Below are 15117 nucleotides of genomic sequence, written 5' to 3'. Positions count from 1 at the left end.
GGTGTCCCGAGGGCGCGTTGACGCCGTAGACCGTGGCCGAACTCCCGGCACACACGGGGATGGTCCTCCTACCCCTGGCTCCCCGCCTGCCGCCCCCTGAACGCCCTCCGGCTCCGCCCCCGCGGTGGGTCGTCCGCCAGCCTCGTCACCTCCCTGTCCCGGCCTGCCACCACCGGGCCCTCCGCCCCCGCCGCCTTCGCCGCGTACTGCGCCGCGTCCGCCAGCCGCAGCAGCCGCCGTCCCGACAGCACCGGGCCGATCGGGTCCCCCGTCGACGCCACCCCGCACGCGACCCCCCGGCCCGGCTCCAGGGTCGCCGCCCGCGCGCACAACTCCGTCGCCGTGCGCACCACGTCGTCCGCCGGGGGGCCCGCCGAGAGCAGGCAGAACTCGTCGCCGCCCAGCCGGGCGGCCAGCGTGTCCGGCAGCGCCGCCCCGTGCAGCGACAGCAGCGAGCCGAATCGTTCCAGCAGGCGGTCGCCGCCCGCGTGGCCGAAGGAGTCGTTGACCTCCTTGAGGCCGTTGACGTCGCAGACCACCAGGCTGACCACCGTGCCCTCCGCCCGGTGCTGCTCCACCGCCTCGTCCAGCCGCGGGTCCAGCGCCCGGCGGTTGGCCAGCCCCGTCAGCGGGTCCGTGAACGCCAGCCGCCGCGCCTCCTCCAGCCGCTCCGTCTGCGCCAGCCCCGCCGCCACCACCGCGCTCAGCGCCGCCGCGAAGCTCTCGTCGTACGCGGTGAAGGCAGCCGCGCCGCGCGGGCGGGCCACGTACAGCTCACCCCACGCCCGCCCGTGCACCAGGATCGGCGCGAACAGGCAACTGCCCCGCCCGTGCCGCCGCAGCATCTCCCCCCGCGGTCCCGGAGAGCCGGACGTCGCCGTCCGGGGGCCGCCGGGCGAGGCCAGGTCGGGGAAGTCGCGCAGGGGGTACGACTCGTCCGGCGGGAACTCCTCCTCGTCGGGCGCCCGCTCGCCGTCGTTCACCAGCACCCGCAGCCGCCCGCGCTCCCGCTCCCAGACGGACACCGCCGCGAACGATCCGGCCAGCGCGTGCCTGGCACCCGCCGCCGCCGCACGCACCGTGTCGCGGGGCGTGACCGCGTCCGCCAGCGCCCGGGCCAGTTCGACCACGGCGCGCAGCGGTTCGTCCGGGGGCCGGTCGTTGCCCGTCACGGCTCCAGAGTAGGCAATCAATCCCCAATTGCGGGATTTAGGCCGATTGCCCACTATGGGGGAAATGACCCCCTTCGCCCCTCACGTCCCCGGCCACTCCGGCTTGCGCTTCTCGTTGAACGCGGCCACGCCTTCCTTCCGGTCCGCCGACAGCGCCGTCCGGTGCCAGGCAGCGTCCTCGATCTCCAGCCCCGCCCGCAGCTCCCGCCCGTAGCCCAGCCGCAGCGCCCGCTTCGCGGCCCGTACGCCCACCGGCGAGTTGCCCGCGATCCGCCGGGCCAGCTCCAGCGCCGTCGAGCGGGCCTCGCCCGCCGGCACCAGCCGGTCGACCAGGCCCAGCGCGTGGGCCTCCGCCGCCTCCACCCGGCGCGCGGTGAAGATCAGCTCCGCGGCGCGCGCGGAGCCCACCCGGCGGGGCAGCAACTGTGTCCCGCCGCCGCCGGGCACCACCCCGACCGACACCTCCGGCAGCCCGACGACCGCCGTCTCGTCGGCGACGATGAAGTCGCAGGACAGCGCCAGCTCGTACCCCCCGCCGAGCGCGAAGCCGTGCACCGCCGCGATGGCCGGCATCGGCAGCTCCAGCACCCCCGTGTACGCGGCGCGCGACGTGGGGCGGTGGCGGTGCATGTCGGCGTCGGTGAAGGCGTTGCGCTCCTTGAGGTCCGCGCCGACGCAGAACGCGCGCTCGTGGCTGGAGGTGAGGACCACGGCCCGTACGGAGGCGTCGGCGGCCAGCCGCGCGGTGGTCTCGGTGAGCGCGCGGGCCAGCTCGGTGGAGACGGCGTTCATGGCCTCCGGCCGGTCGAGGACCAGCTCGGCGACGTGCTCGTGCGTGCGGACGGTGATGCCCTCGCCCATGCGAATCTGCCTCCGGCGGCTCGTGGCGTTAACGCTCGCTAACGTAGTGCGCGCGGCCGCGCCGCGCCAGAGCCGACCAAGTGTGTTTTCTGATCAGTTGGACGTCCCGCGAGGGGCTTCGCGCAGCGCCCGTGACAGCTCAGGATTCACTTCGTAAGGTTCCTGAATATGAATATGCACTCCCGCCCCGCGCCCGTCGTCCTCGGGCCCGCCGGCACCACCGCGGACGACGTCTTGGCCGTCGCCCGCCGCGGCGCCCCCGTCGAGCTGTCCGTACGCGCCCTCGACGCGCTCGCCGCCGCGCGCCGCGTCGTGGACGACCTCGCCGCCAAGCCCGACCCGGTGTACGGGGTCTCGACCGGCTTCGGCGCGCTCGCCGTCCGGCACATCAGCCCCGATCTGCGCGTGCAGCTCCAGCGCAACATCGTCCGCTCGCACGCGGCCGGCATGGGCCCGCGGGTGGAGCGCGAGGTGGTACGGGCGCTGATGTTCCTGCGCCTGAAGACCCTGGCCTCCGGCCACACCGGCGTACGCCCCGAGGTCGCCCAGGCGATGGCCGGGATGCTCAACGCCGGCATCACCCCCGTCGTCCACGAGTACGGCTCCCTCGGCTGCTCCGGCGACCTCGCCCCCCTCTCGCACTGCGCGCTGGCGCTGATGGGCGAGGGCGACGCCGAAGGCCCCGACGGCACCGTGCACCCCGCCGCGGACCTGCTCGCGGCGCACGGCCTCGCGCCCGTGACCCTGCGCGAGAAGGAGGGCCTCGCGCTGCTCAACGGCACCGACGGGATGCTCGGCATGCTGCTCATGGCCTGCGCCGACCTCGCCGCGCTGCTCACCGCCGCCGACGTCACCGCCGCGCTCACCCTGGAGGCCCTGCTCGGCACGGACCGGGTGCTCGCGCCCGAGCTGCACGCCGTACGCCCCCACCCCGGCCAGGCGGCCAGCGCCGCCAACATGCTCAAGGTGCTCGACGGCTCGGGCCTCACCGGCCACCACCAGACCGGACACGACGGCCTGCCCGCGGCGCCCCGGGTGCAGGATGCGTACTCCGTGCGCTGCGCGCCGCAGGTCGCGGGCGCCGGCCGGGACACCCTCGCCCACGCCCGTACGGTCGCGGAGCGCGAACTGGCCGCCGCCGTCGACAACCCGGTGGTGATCGGCGGCCGGGTCGAGTCCAACGGCAACTTCCACGGCGCCCCCGTCGCGTACGTCCTGGACTTCCTCGCCGTCGCCGCCGCCGACCTCGGCTCCATCGCGGAGCGCCGCACCGACCGGCTGCTGGACAAGAACCGCAGCCACGGCCTGCCCGCCTTCCTGGCCGGCGACCCCGGCGTGGACTCGGGCCTGATGATCGCCCAGTACACGCAGGCCGCGCTGGTCAGCGAGTTGAAGCGGCTGGCCGTGCCGGCCTCGGCGGACTCCATCCCGTCGTCGGCGATGCAGGAGGACCACGTCTCCATGGGCTGGTCCGCGGCCCGCAAGCTGCGTACCGCGATTGATCATCTGACCAAGGTGCTGGCCGTGGAGATGTACGCGGCCACCCGCGCCGTCGAGTTGCGCGCCGGACTCACGCCGGCGCCCGCCACGCAGGCCGTGCTGCGCGCCGTGCGCGACGCGGGGGTCGCGGGGCCGGGGGACGACCGGTTCCTGTCGCCGGATCTGGCCGCGGCGGAGGGTTTCGTCCGTTCCGGGCGGCTCGTCGCGGCGGTGGAGTCCGTCACAGGGCCTCTTTCCTGATTCGTCGCAATCTGATCGAATGGGCGCTGACCTGCGCCGTTCCCCCTCCTTCCGGGCGGATGTGTTGCGGTGTGCCCGACCGCCGGTCAGGAGCGTCCGTGGCGTGTGCCACAGTGGGGTGGCAGGACGGAACGGACTAGTGGGGACTGGGCGTCCTCCTCCGTGAGGTAGGGCATCGTGCCCTTCGCGGTGAAGGGGAGTTACGACGTGAGGGTGTACGGCAAGGGGCGGCGCGGGGTGGCGCTGACCGCGGTGGCGATGAGCGCCGTGCTGGGACTGACGGCGTGCGGCGGAGACAGCAAGGCGGAGGGCTCCGGGGATCAGAAGGATTCCACCTCGGATCAGCAGAAGAACGTGCCGGACGCCCGAATATCCATAGCGCCCAAGGACGGCACGGAGAACGTCGGGATCAACTCCGACACCAAGGTCACGGTGAAGGGCGGCAAGCTCACCGAGGTCGTGCTGACCGCGGCCGGCAGCACCGACCAGATCGCCGGGACCATCGCGGACGACGGTGCCTCCTGGACCCCGGACGCGGCGCTGGAGCGCGGCACGGAGTACCGGCTCACGGCCAAGGCCAAGGACGGCGACGGCCAGGTGTCCACGTCCAACGCGAACTTCTCCACGGTCTCTGCCGAGAACAGCGTGATCGGCTACTTCACCCCGGAGGACGGCACCGAGGTCGGCGTCGGCATGCCCGTGTCGCTCAACTTCGACAAGCCGGTCGAGGACAAGGCGGCGGTCGAGTCGAAGATCGCGGTCGAGACGAGCAGCGGCCAGGAGGTCGTGGGCCACTGGTTCAACGACACCCGGCTCGACTTCCGCCCGGAGGACTACTGGGAGGCGGGCTCCACCGTCACCATGGACATGAACCTCGACGGGGTCGAGGCGTCGCCCGGCGTCTTCGGCGTGCAGGACCGCGAGATGAGCTTCACCGTGGGCCGCTCGCAGGTCACCACCGTCGACGTCAAGGCCATGACGATGGAGGTCGTGCGGGACGGCAAGAAGGTCAAGACCATCCCGATCTCCGCGGGTTCGCCCGAGAACCCCACATACAACGGCCAGATGGTGATCTCCGAGAAGCACAAGGAGACCCGGATGGACGGCTCGACGGTGGGCTTCACCGACAAGAAGGGCGAGAGCGAGTACGACATCCCGGACGTGCCGCACGCCATGCGGCTGTCCACCTCCGGCACGTTCATCCACGGCAACTACTGGGGCGGCCGGGGCGTGTTCGGCAGCGCCAACACCAGCCACGGCTGCGTCGGCCTGTTCGACAAGCAGGGCGCGAACGACTCCGGGACGGACGGCGCCTGGTTCTACGACCAGTCGCTGGTCGGTGACGTCGTGATCGTCCAGAACTCGCCGGACGAGACCATCGCCCCGGACAACGGTCTCAACGGCTGGAACATGGACTGGGCCGCCTGGCAGGAGGGCAGCGCGCTCTGAGCCGCTGATCCGCTCAGCCGTGGCGCGGCGCCGCCGAGGCGACGCGGGGCGCCGGGGGCGTACGGAGTTCATGCCCCGTACGCCTCGGCGTACCGCAGCGCGCGGGGGCGCGGTGGGCCTTCCTCCGGCGGGCGCCGCGGGCGGGCGCCGTAGCACCGGCACAGGGCCGGGACCTGGACCGTACGACGTACGTACGGCGAGGCCCGGCCCTTTCTCATGGCACTCTCACGGTGACCTCAGCCTTTCCCCAACCTCGCGCCATAACTTCGCCGCATGTTCCTCACCTACCTCCGGCGCGAGTTGCGCCGGCGCAGAAAGGCCGCACTGGTCGTCGCCCTCGGCCTGGCGCTCGGGATCGGCCTCGTCATCACCGTGTCGTCCGTGGCCGCCGGCATGCGCGACGCCCAGGACGAAGTCCTGCACTCCCTCTACGGCGTGGGCACCGACCTCACCGTCAGCAAGGAGGCGGACGAGAGCGGCGGCGGGCCGCAGAGCTTCCGTATCGGACCCGGCGAGGATGGTGAGGACGCCACCAAGACCGACGACCGGCTGATGCCGCTCGGCGGCTTCGACCACCTCGACGACTCGGTCGTCGCCGAGGTCGAGGCCCAGGACGGCGTCGACACGGCGGTGGGCGCGCTGGCGCTCAACGACATCGAGTTCAAGGGCGACTTCCAGCAGGGGAAGATCGAGGGCGGCGCCACCGAGCAGGCCGCTCCCGGCCAGGGCGGGTCCGGCGGCGGAGGCGGCGGGGGCGGCCCGCGGATCGAGGGCGGCGGCGCCGACATCGACGTCGACTCCTTCACCGTCACCGGCCTCGACGTCACCCAGCAGGACGTCGGCCCGCTCTCCTCGTCCAAGATCAGCGACGGCGCGGCCTTCGGCAAGAACGACACCGACGCCCTCAAGGCGGTCGTCGACAGCGCATACGCCAAGGACGAGGACCTGAAGGTCGGCGACGAGGTCACCATCAAGGGCAAGAAGTTCGAGATCGTCGGCGTCGCCACCGCCGACACCGGCGCCGCCACCGCCAACGTCTACATCCCGCTCAAGCGCGCCCAGGAGCTGTCCGACGCCGACCTGGAGAACAAGGTCTCCACCATCTACGTCAAGGCCGACAGCTCCGAGGACATCCCCGCGGTCAAGGACGCCATCGACGAGAACGTGTCCGGCGCCAGCGTCACCTCCGCCTCCGACCTCGCCGAGCAGGTCTCCGGCAATCTCTCCACCGCCTCCAACCTGGCCACCAACATCGGCAAGTGGCTCTCCGTCGTCGTGCTGGTCGCCGCTTTCCTGCTCGCCGGGCTGCTCACGATGTCCGCCGTGGGCCGGCGGGTGCGGGAGTTCGGCACCCTCAAGGCGCTCGGCTGGCGCAGCGGGCGCGTCGTCCGGCAGGTGATGGGCGAGGCGTTCGTCAACGGGATCCTCGGCGGTGTCCTCGGCATCGCGCTCGGCGTCGCCGGTGCGTACCTCGTCACGGCGGTCGCCCCGACGCTCGACGCCTCGGTGGGCCCGGGCTCCGACATGCCCGAGGGCGCCGTGATGCGCGGGCCGAAGGAGATGGTGGACGCGGCCAACTCCACCGTGGAGGTCGCGCTCCAGGCGCCCGTGACGTTCTCCGTGATCGCCCTGGCCGTCGCGCTCGCGGTCGCCGGCGGGCTGATCGCCGGCCTCTTCGGCGGCTGGCGGGCGGCGCGGCTGCGGCCGGCGGACGCGCTCCGGCGCGTCGAGTAGCCCCACCCCCCGACCACCTCACCCGCGGCAATCCAGGAGTTGACCACGATGTACCAGCTCACCGGCGTCACCAAGCGCTACCAGCGCGGCAAGGAGGCCATCGACGCCCTGGCCGGCGTCGACCTCACCATCGCCGACGGCGACCAGCTCGTCGTCCGCGGCCCCACCGGCGGCGGCAAGTCGACGCTGCTGCAACTGCTCGGCGGCCTCGACCGCGCGACCTCCGGCACCGTCAGCCTCGACGGCACCGACCTCGGCGGCCTCAGCGAGGCCGCGCTCACGCGGGTACGCGCCGCGACCATCGGCTTCGTCTTCCAGAGCTTCAACCTCATCCCCACCCTCAGCGCCCAGGAGAACGTCGAGACCGCGCTCGTGCCGCTCGGCGTGAAGGCCACCGAACGTGCCAAGCGGGCGGCCGAGGCGCTGGAGTCCGTGGGGCTCGCGGAGCGGCTGACCCACCTGCCTGGCGAGCTGTCCGGCGGCCAGCAGCAGCGCGTGGCCATCGCGCGGGCGCTGGTGAAGCAGCCGAAGGTGCTGCTGGCCGACGAGCCGACCGGCAACCTCGACGAGGACACCCGGGACGACATCGTGGCGCTGCTCGAAGGGCTGTGGAAGGAGCTGGGGTTGACGTACGTGCTGGTCACGCACGACAGCGCGATCGCCAGGCGGGCGCCGCGGCTGGCGGTCATCAAGAAGGGCCGGCTGAAGGTCACGGAGCGGGAGGCGGCGTAGCGCCGTAAAGGCACAGGGGGCTCGGGGGTCTCGGGGGAAGGGCGCGTACGGGCGCGGAGGCGTCCGTACGCGCCCCTGCGCGCCCCGGTGTCGTACGGCACCGGGGCGCCGGCCTGTTCAGCGGCGGCGCGGTGAGGCCAGCAGGTACATCCCGCCGTCGCGCTCAGGGTGTTCGGAGACCTGCCACCCCGCCGCCTCCAGCACCCCCGCGCCCCGTACCAGTTCCCGCAGCGCCGGTCCCGGCCGCCAGTCGACCCGTACCGCCTCCGGCTGGTGCGCGGCGGGCGTGACGACGTAGCCGCCGGTCACGTCCGTGGCCGGGGGCAGGCCGCCGGCCTCCAGCGCGAGGGCGACGGCGGACGCCAGGTGCCTACGCTCCCAGGCGCAGGGCACGTCGGTGGCGCCGTCGGCGTTGGTGAGCCGGCGCAGCTCGGCGAGGCCCTCCCAGGCGCTGCGCACCTCGCGGGTGCGCGCGGCGGCGTCGGGCGGGGCGGGCTCGCCACCGGTACGGGCCGCGAACACCCCGGGCTCCGCCGGGTCCTGGCCGCCCGCCGGCTCGGCGGCGGTGTGGGCGCCCGCTTCGGCTGCGGCCGCGGCTTCGGCGAGCAGCCGGTCGCGCAGCCCGCGCCCCGCGGGGGTGAGGTAGTGCCGGTGCGGCGGGCGCGGATGCCGTACCGCGAAACCGCCGTCCACCAGACCTTCCAGCACGCGCTCGCTCGCGCGCACCAGCCCGGTCGCGGCGTCGGCCCCGGCCACGGCCCGGCGCCGGGCGGGCGTCAACTTGACGGTGCTCATGGCACCACGGTACGCAGTCGCCGCGCACCCCCTTCCGCGTACCGTCCCGGCTCCTTCCGCGACGGGCCCCTGCCGCCCCGGGAAGACCGCCTGAACGCCCGTTACTCCCCTGGGAGTAAGAAAGTTGACTCCTGTGGACGGACGACCGGCACACGCCTTCACAGGCAGACTGCGTGTAAGCGACGAGGAGGCCGCCCACCATGCGCATCAGCATCAACGTCACCGACTTCTCCTGGCCCGGCGGTCCCACGGCCCTCGCGCCCGCGCTCGCCGAGGTCGTCGGCGCAGCGGACGCGGCGGGCGTGGACACCGTCTGGGTCGGTGACCACCTGCTGCAGGCCGACCCCACGTGCACGCCGGACGAGCCGGTGCTGGAGGCGTACACCACCCTCGGCTACCTGGCAGCGCGCACCGAGCACGTCCGCATCGGCACGATGGTCACCGGCGTCAACTACCGCCCGCCCGCGCTGCTCGTCAAGGCCGTCACCACCCTCGACGTGCTCTCCGGCGGCCGCGCCTGGCTCGGCCTCGGCGCCGGCTACCGCGAGGACGAGGCGTATGCGATGGGGCTGACCCTGCCGCCCGCGGTCGAGCGGGTCGAGCGGCTGGAGGAGACGCTGCGGCTGGCGCAGCAGATGTGGGCGGGCGACACCGGCGCGTTCGACGGGCGGCACTTCGCGCTGGACTACCCCGTGTGCAGCCCGCAGCCGGTGCAGCGGCCGCGGCCCGCCGTGCTCGTCGGCGGCGTGGGCGACGGGCCGATGCTGCGGCTGGCGGCGCAGTACGCGGACGCGTGCAACTTCTTCGACGTACCGGACGGCGGCCTGACGCTCCGCCGCGAGCTGGACGTGCTCGCGGACCACTGCGCCTCTGCGGGGCGGCCGTTCTGGGAGGTGGAGAAGACGGTCACCGCCCGGATGGAGCTGGGGGAGCCGGCGGAGTCGGTGGCGGAGCGGTGCGAGTCGTTCGCGGAGTTCGGGATCGAGCACGTGGTGTTCGTCGCGGTCGGGCCGTGGTCGGTGGAGGCAGTCGAGGCCGTGGGCGAGGCCGTGCCGGTGGTGGCGCAGATCAAGCCGAACAGCGAGGTGGGCGTCTGGTGAGCCCCGCGGCTGGTGAGCCCCGCGGCTGGTGAGTCCCGCGTCTGGTGAGCCCCGCGGCCCTCACGCGCGGCGGAAGGTGACCACCGTCCCCGGCGTCACCGGCGCGGGCGCCTGCGGCGCCGTGGCCACCCGGCGCTCCAACTCCGCGAAGCCCGCCTCGATATCGGCTTCCGGCATGTGCTCGAAGATCGAGAACGCGCGCGTACGCAACCGGGCCAGCGCCCCCGCCCACGTCCCGGGCGCCGGCAGCCCGACCTCTCCCACCCCCTTCAGTTCCCATCCCGCCGTCTCGAACGTATCGCGCAGCACTGACAGCGGCTCGTAGAGCGCGGCGAGGACGTCGCGCCCGCGCGGGAAGGCGTCGAGGTACCACAAGTCGGGCAGCGAGTCGGTGAGTTCGGTACGCAGCATCAGGGTGCCGCCGGGCCGTACGACGCGGTGCAGCTCGCGGGCGCCGGCGTGTTTGTCCCGTACGTGATGCCAGACCAGGAAGCCGAGCGCGAAATCGACCGACGCGTCCGGCAGCGGCAGCGCCTCGGCGCGCCCCGGGACGTACGCGACCCGCGGATGCGCGGCGCCGGCGACGGCCTGCTCGCGCATCCGCGCCGACGGCTCGACCCCGGTGACCGGACCGCCGAACTCCGCGGCGAGCAGCGGCGTGAACCGCCCGGTGCCGGACCCGACGTCCAGCCCGCGCAGCGGCCGGGCCGCTGGCAGGCGGGCGGCGAAGGCGCGGGACCAGGCGGTGCGCTGGGCGTCGGTGAGGGCGCGGCCTGCGGCATAGGTGCGGTGGAGGCGGTCGTCGTAGTCCACGGGGCGCATGCCCGATTCCTACCCGGCGCCCGTCCGTTCGTGCGCTTCCGCTTCGCCCGGTGGACGGGCGGGGTGGGGAGTGGCCGCCACGCGCTAGTCTGGCCAGCCATGTCGCTGAACGGCCCCGCACCGCCTACCGATTCCGCTTCCGCTTCCGCCCACGGGGGCGGTGCGGTGCTCGTGGCGGGCCTCGTGGCGGCGGGCGGCGGCTGGACCGACCGCCACCGCCACCCGGTGCCGCAACTGGCGTGGGCGCGCAGCGGGGTCCTGATGGTGCGGGCGCTGGGCCGCACGTGGGTGCTGCCGGCGACGACAGCGCTGTGGATCCCCCCGGGCGTACGCCACGCGACGGGTACGGCGGGCACGACGGAGCCGCGGGCGCTCTACGTCCGGCATCCGGGCCCGGCGGCCGCTGACCACCCGCTCCGTACGCGCGCGCCGGCGACCGGGCCAGGCTGGGCCGAGCCGACCGTCGTGGCCGTGACCCCCCTGCTGCGGGCCCTCTTCGACCACCTCGCCGGCGACGCCCCCGCCCCGGCCGCCCGCGCCCGCGCGGAGGCCGTGCTCCTCGACCAGCTCACGCCCGTCGCCGCGGCGTCCGTCCTGGCGCCCATGCCCCACGATCCGCGCCCCCGCGCCGTCGCCGAGGCCCTGCGCGACACCCCGGCGGACGCCCGTACGCTCGCGGAGTGGTCCCCGTACGCCGGCGCGGCGCCCCGTACGCTGGCGCGCCTCTTCGTCGCCGAGACGGGCATGCCCTTCGGCCGCTGGCGTACGCACCTGCGCCTCCAGGCGTCCCTGCCGCTGCTCGCCTCCGGCGCAACGGTGGCCACCGCCGCCCGCCACGTCGGCTACGCCTCGTCGAGCGCCTTCGTGGCGGCGTTCCACCGCACCGTGGGGGCACCGCCGGGCACGTACTTCCCGCGCGACTGAGGATCCGCGGACCCGGCACGTACCGTGTCCCCGTGCCAGCCTCCCGCCTCCGCCGCGCCGCCGTCCTCGTACTCGAAGGCGCCAAACCCCTCGACGCCGGCATCCCCGCGCAGGTCTTCAGCACCCGCCGGAGCATGCCGTACGAGGTCCGCGTCTGCGGCGCCGCACCGGGTCTTGTGGCCGGCGGCGACGGGCTCTCGTACCACGTCGCGCACGGACTGGACGCGCTGACCTGGGCCGACATCGTCTTCGTACCCGGCTACCGGTTCCCCGACCGCGACGACCCGCCGCCCGCCGTCACCGGGGCCCTGATCACCGCCCACCGCCGCGGCGCCCGCCTCGCCGCCATCTCGACCGGCGCCTTCGCCCTCGCCGCCACCGGCCTCCTCGACGGCCGCCGCGCCACCACCCACTGGCACTACACGCGCGCGCTCGCCGCGAAGCACCCGGAGGTGCGGGTCGACGAGAACGTGCTCTTCGTCGACGAAGGCAGCGTCCTGACCTCCGCGGGCGCCGCCTCCGGCATCGACCTGTGCCTGCACATCCTCCGCGGCGACCTCGGCGTGGCCGCGTCCAACCACGCCGCGCGGCGCCTGGTGGCGGCCCCGTACCGCAGCGGCGGCCAGGCGCAGTACGTGCCGCGCAGCGTGCCGGAGCCGCTCGGCGAGCGGTTCGCCGCGACCCGGGAGTGGGCGCTGCACCGGCTCTTCGAGCCGCTGACGCTGGAGGCGCTGGCGCGGCACGCGGGGGTGTCGACGCGCACGTTCTCGCGGCGCTTCGTGGACGACACCGGGTACACGCCGATGCAGTGGATCATGCGGGCGCGCATCGACGTGGCGCGCGAGTTGCTGGAGCGGTCCGAGCAGAGCGTGGAGCAGATCGCGGACCGCGTCGGCCTCGGCACGGGCGCGAACCTGCGGCTGCACTTCCAGCAGATTCTGGGGACGACGCCGAGCGAATACCGGCGCACGTTCGCGCGGGGCGAGTAGCTGGCGAAATCCTTGCGGAGGATGGCACCCAGGCCGCTGTCGAGGGCCGGCACGGCGGGCGAACCTGCTGGAAAGGGCAGAAACCCGGGGCCCGGGGGACCCCCGTGGGAAGCCGCAGACACCCGGAAGGCAGGAAGCCCATGACCCGCATCGCCATCAACGGATTCGGCCGCATCGGCCGCAACGTGCTGCGCGCGCTGCTGGAACGCGACAGCAGCCTCGACGTCGTCGCCGTCAACGACCTCGCCGAGCCCGCCACCCTCGCGCGGCTCCTCGCCTACGACACCACCGCCGGCCGCCTCGGCCGCCCGGTCACGGCGGACGGCGACACCCTCGTCGTCGACGGCCGCCGCATCAAGGTGCTCGCCGAGCGGGAGCCGGCGAAGCTGCCGTGGGCCGAACTCGATGTCGACGTGGTCCTCGAAGCCACCGGCCGCTTCACCGCGGCCACGGCCGCCCGCGCGCACCTCGACGCAGGCGCGCGCAAGGTCCTCGTCAGCGCCCCCTCCGCCGGCGCCGACGTCACCCTCGCGCCCGGCGTGAACACCGAGGCGTACGACCCGCAGGCCCACACCATCGTCTCGAACGCCTCCTGCACCACCAACGCGCTCGCCCCCCTGGCCGCCGTACTGGACGAACTCGCCGGTATCGAGCACGGCTTCATGACCACCGTGCACGCCTACACCCAGGAGCAGAACCTCCAGGACGGCCCCCACCGCGACGCCCGCCGCGCCCGCGCCGCGGCCGTCAACATCGTCCCGACCACCACGGGCGCCGCCAAGGCCATCGGCCTCGTACTCCCCGGCCTGGACGGCAAACTGTCCGGCGACTCGATCCGGGTCCCGGTCCCGGTCGGCTCGATCGTCGAACTCAACACCACCGTCACCCGCGACGTCACCCGCGAAGACGTCCTCGCCGCCTACCGCACAGCAGCGGAAGGCCCCCTGGCCGGCATCCTCGAATACTCCGAAGACCCCCTCGTCTCCGCCGACATCACCGGCAACCCGGCCTCCGCCGTCTTCGACTCGGCTCTCACCCGCGTCGACGGCCGCCACATCAAGGTGGTCGCCTGGTACGACAACGAATGGGGCTTCTCCCACCGAGTCATAGACACCCTCGAACTCCTCACCACCACCTGACGCCCACCCGCCCCGTATCCAGAGGGCCAGCCGATCGCCCTGCTCGCCGGTCTGCTTGTGGCACGTCGCGGATCTCACGAGAATGCTGCTCACGACAAGGGGGACTGAGGGGGAGACACATGACCGTGCCGGGTGAGCAGGAACTCGGTGCCTTCGTAGGGCGCCATCAGACCGACGTGGCGCGCCACGGGCGGACCGGGATCATCTCGTTAGTGATCGGAGTGGCGGCCGGGGCCGCGTCCATCCCGATCGTCATCCAGACCTTCGAGGAGTCCTCCAGCGGCACCTTCGCCGGCCTGGTGGTGGGCGTGGCCCTCCTCTGCCTGTGGTCGGGCATCACCAACGGCCTGCGCTACACCACCCGCCACGGCGAGGTCTACACGGTCCGCGAGGGCGGCCTCGTCTACCGCAGGACCGGCGAGTCCCGGGTGATCCCCTGGGAGAGCATCCGCAAGGTCTCCGACAGCGGCCAGCAGAACGCGATCAGCGCGGCCATGGGCTGGGACGTCCACTGCCGCATAAAAGTCCACAACGGCAAACGCCTCCTGCTCACGGGCTTCACCCACGACGCGGCGAACCTCTCCCGGACGATTCAGCGGGCAGTAAAAGAGGGAATCCACCCCCTCCCTCCGGAACGCACCTGACCCTCGTCCGCCGTGGAGTGGATATCGCCTGTAAGCACGGCACTCGGCGCGGCGATCGGCGTAGGGGCCACGCTGCTCGCCGACCGGCTGCGCTGGCGGCGAGAGCGCGAGGACCGCGCGCTGGAGTCGCGAAAGCAGTTGTACGCGGACTACTCTGCGGCGCTTTCGCGCATCAGGACCGCCCTGAACGAAGCGGTGCACGACCAGACACTGTCGGGTGAAGAACGCCGCGCACGCGTACGGGAACTGTTCCTTGCCCCCGGCGCCTACGAACTGCGCCACCAACTCGCCATTCTGGCCCCGGAGACGGTGATCGCAGCCTCCACCCGCGCCTTCAAGATCCTCCGCGACACCCGGGACGCCATCCTCGAAGGCGCCGACGCGACCAGCACCGACTACACCGACCTCGAAGACGCCTTCGACCACGCGGTAGGCGACCTCCGCCGCGTCATGCGAGCGGACCTCGGAGTACGCAACGCACACCCCCGCGGCACCGACTGAACCCCGACCCTGCCCAACCGGCTCCACGCTCCACAACGACCGCTGCGGTACTAGCCCGTGACGTCGAGTGCCGTTCCGTACAGCCGGTTCACCTTCAACCGGATGACCACGCGCCGCTCGGCGACCATCTGCTCCAGGAACGCGCCCTCGTCCTCCGGCTTCGCAGCCCCCGGAACCATCGCAAGCAGTTCCCGCCCCACCGCATCCCCCGGGGCCGTCGAGACGTCGGACACCTCGGCCTCCCCTTCGGCAACGGCGAACGACCACACATCGTCCCCCCGCACATGCACCGCCGCCCGCGGATCGCGCCGCAGGTGCGCAACCTTGACCCGGTCGACCGTCGTCGAAAACCGCACGACGCGAGCGTCCGGGTCCCAGTCGTACAGCAGGGTCGTCATATGGGGATGGCCACTGCGCTTGACGGTGGCGAGAGTGCCGAACTGCTGCTTGCCGAGGAGACCCGAGAGGGCTTCGTCGGAGAGTGGGCGAGGCGCCGGTCCTTGAGTCACGACCTG

General features: G+C 73.3%; 15 protein-coding genes. 10 read left to right on the top strand and 5 right to left on the bottom strand.

Annotated features, from left to right (window positions below; translation table 11 throughout):
• Positions 1-68: 68 nt before the first annotated feature.
• The gene (locus CXR04_RS12520; protein WP_101421971.1) at positions 69-1172 is read right to left on the bottom strand and encodes a GGDEF domain-containing protein; all 1104 of its coding nucleotides are present in this window, start codon (positions 1170-1172) and stop codon (positions 69-71) included.
• 81 nt (positions 1173-1253) lie between these two features.
• A complete protein-coding gene (locus tag CXR04_RS12515) occupies positions 1254-2033 on the bottom strand; it encodes an enoyl-CoA hydratase/isomerase family protein (protein WP_101421967.1) in 780 nt (259 codons plus the stop codon).
• A 174-nt stretch (positions 2034-2207) separates the two neighbouring features.
• On the opposite strand from CXR04_RS12515, the gene hutH reads away from it, so the two are divergent.
• From hutH to CXR04_RS12495, 4 genes are all read left to right on the top strand, one after another.
• Entirely contained in the window at positions 2208-3773 is a 1566-nt protein-coding gene (gene hutH, locus CXR04_RS12510) for a histidine ammonia-lyase (RefSeq protein ID WP_101421965.1), read from the top strand.
• Between the two features lie 177 nt (positions 3774-3950).
• Positions 3951-5222 (top strand): L,D-transpeptidase, encoded by a 1272-nt coding sequence (locus CXR04_RS12505; protein WP_101421963.1) that lies wholly within the window; start codon positions 3951-3953, stop codon positions 5220-5222.
• A gap of 273 nt (positions 5223-5495) precedes the next feature.
• Positions 5496-6956, top strand: a complete 1461-nt coding sequence (locus CXR04_RS12500) for an ABC transporter permease (RefSeq protein WP_101421960.1) — start codon at positions 5496-5498, stop codon at positions 6954-6956.
• 48 nt (positions 6957-7004) lie between these two features.
• Complete coding sequence (locus tag CXR04_RS12495) at positions 7005-7688, top strand: ABC transporter ATP-binding protein (protein WP_047017729.1); 684 nt, start codon at positions 7005-7007, stop codon at positions 7686-7688.
• Between the two features lie 117 nt (positions 7689-7805).
• Here the strand turns inward: CXR04_RS12495 and CXR04_RS12490 are convergent, their stop codons facing one another.
• Positions 7806-8483 carry a hypothetical protein gene (locus CXR04_RS12490; RefSeq protein ID WP_101421958.1) on the bottom strand — a complete coding sequence of 226 codons (678 nt, stop codon included), beginning with the start codon at positions 8481-8483 and terminating at the stop codon, positions 7806-7808.
• Positions 8484-8683: 200 nt separating this feature from the next.
• Between CXR04_RS12490 and CXR04_RS12485 the strand changes: the two genes are divergently transcribed.
• A complete protein-coding gene (locus CXR04_RS12485; protein WP_101421956.1) occupies positions 8684-9583 on the top strand; it encodes a TIGR03560 family F420-dependent LLM class oxidoreductase in 900 nt (299 codons plus the stop codon).
• A gap of 60 nt (positions 9584-9643) precedes the next feature.
• Here the strand turns inward: CXR04_RS12485 and CXR04_RS12480 are convergent, their stop codons facing one another.
• The gene (locus CXR04_RS12480; protein WP_101421954.1) at positions 9644-10405 is read right to left on the bottom strand and encodes a class I SAM-dependent methyltransferase; all 762 of its coding nucleotides are present in this window, start codon (positions 10403-10405) and stop codon (positions 9644-9646) included.
• A 99-nt stretch (positions 10406-10504) separates the two neighbouring features.
• On the opposite strand from CXR04_RS12480, the gene CXR04_RS12475 reads away from it, so the two are divergent.
• The 5 genes from CXR04_RS12475 (at position 10505) to CXR04_RS12455 (ending at position 14602) form a co-directional block, all read left to right on the top strand.
• On the top strand, positions 10505-11329 hold the full coding sequence (locus CXR04_RS12475; protein WP_234380200.1) for an AraC family transcriptional regulator: 825 nt from the start codon (positions 10505-10507) through the stop codon (positions 11327-11329).
• A 32-nt stretch (positions 11330-11361) separates the two neighbouring features.
• Positions 11362-12318, top strand: coding sequence for a GlxA family transcriptional regulator (locus CXR04_RS12470; protein WP_101421953.1), 957 nt, complete (start codon positions 11362-11364; stop codon positions 12316-12318).
• A gap of 140 nt (positions 12319-12458) precedes the next feature.
• Entirely contained in the window at positions 12459-13457 is a 999-nt protein-coding gene (gene gap, locus CXR04_RS12465) for a type I glyceraldehyde-3-phosphate dehydrogenase (RefSeq protein WP_101421951.1), read from the top strand.
• 119 nt (positions 13458-13576) lie between these two features.
• Complete coding sequence (locus CXR04_RS12460) at positions 13577-14101, top strand: hypothetical protein (protein WP_234380199.1); 525 nt, start codon at positions 13577-13579, stop codon at positions 14099-14101.
• Between the two features lie 12 nt (positions 14102-14113).
• A complete protein-coding gene (locus CXR04_RS12455; RefSeq protein ID WP_101421950.1) occupies positions 14114-14602 on the top strand; it encodes a hypothetical protein in 489 nt (162 codons plus the stop codon).
• A gap of 50 nt (positions 14603-14652) precedes the next feature.
• On the opposite strand, the gene CXR04_RS12450 is transcribed toward CXR04_RS12455, so the two are convergent.
• The gene (locus CXR04_RS12450) at positions 14653-15111 is read right to left on the bottom strand and encodes a PPOX class F420-dependent oxidoreductase (protein ID WP_101421949.1); all 459 of its coding nucleotides are present in this window, start codon (positions 15109-15111) and stop codon (positions 14653-14655) included.
• Between the last annotated feature and the right edge of the window lie 6 nt (positions 15112-15117).

Origin of the sequence: Streptomyces sp. CMB-StM0423, from assembly GCF_002847285.1 — a bacterium.
In the GTDB taxonomy this organism is placed as follows: Bacteria; Actinomycetota; Actinomycetes; order Streptomycetales; family Streptomycetaceae; genus Streptomyces.
This window is presented reverse-complemented; position numbering and strand designations above follow the sequence as displayed.

Excerpts from the sequence above, each read along its gene's own strand:
- CXR04_RS12515 (WP_101421967.1), bottom strand. The coding sequence starts at position 2,033 with ATGGGCGAGGGCATCACCGTCCGCACGCACGAGCACGTCGCCGAGCTG.
- hutH (WP_101421965.1), top strand. The coding sequence starts at position 2,208 with ATGCACTCCCGCCCCGCGCCCGTCGTCCTCGGGCCCGCCGGCACCACC.
- CXR04_RS12500 (WP_101421960.1), top strand. The coding sequence starts at position 5,496 with ATGTTCCTCACCTACCTCCGGCGCGAGTTGCGCCGGCGCAGAAAGGCC.
- CXR04_RS12495 (WP_047017729.1), top strand. The coding sequence starts at position 7,005 with ATGTACCAGCTCACCGGCGTCACCAAGCGCTACCAGCGCGGCAAGGAG.
- CXR04_RS12490 (WP_101421958.1), bottom strand. The coding sequence starts at position 8,483 with ATGAGCACCGTCAAGTTGACGCCCGCCCGGCGCCGGGCCGTGGCCGGG.
- CXR04_RS12485 (WP_101421956.1), top strand. The coding sequence starts at position 8,684 with ATGCGCATCAGCATCAACGTCACCGACTTCTCCTGGCCCGGCGGTCCC.
- CXR04_RS12480 (WP_101421954.1), bottom strand. The coding sequence starts at position 10,405 with ATGCGCCCCGTGGACTACGACGACCGCCTCCACCGCACCTATGCCGCA.
- CXR04_RS12475 (WP_234380200.1), top strand. The coding sequence starts at position 10,505 with ATGTCGCTGAACGGCCCCGCACCGCCTACCGATTCCGCTTCCGCTTCC.
- gap (WP_101421951.1), top strand. The coding sequence starts at position 12,459 with ATGACCCGCATCGCCATCAACGGATTCGGCCGCATCGGCCGCAACGTG.
- CXR04_RS12460 (WP_234380199.1), top strand. The coding sequence starts at position 13,577 with ATGACCGTGCCGGGTGAGCAGGAACTCGGTGCCTTCGTAGGGCGCCAT.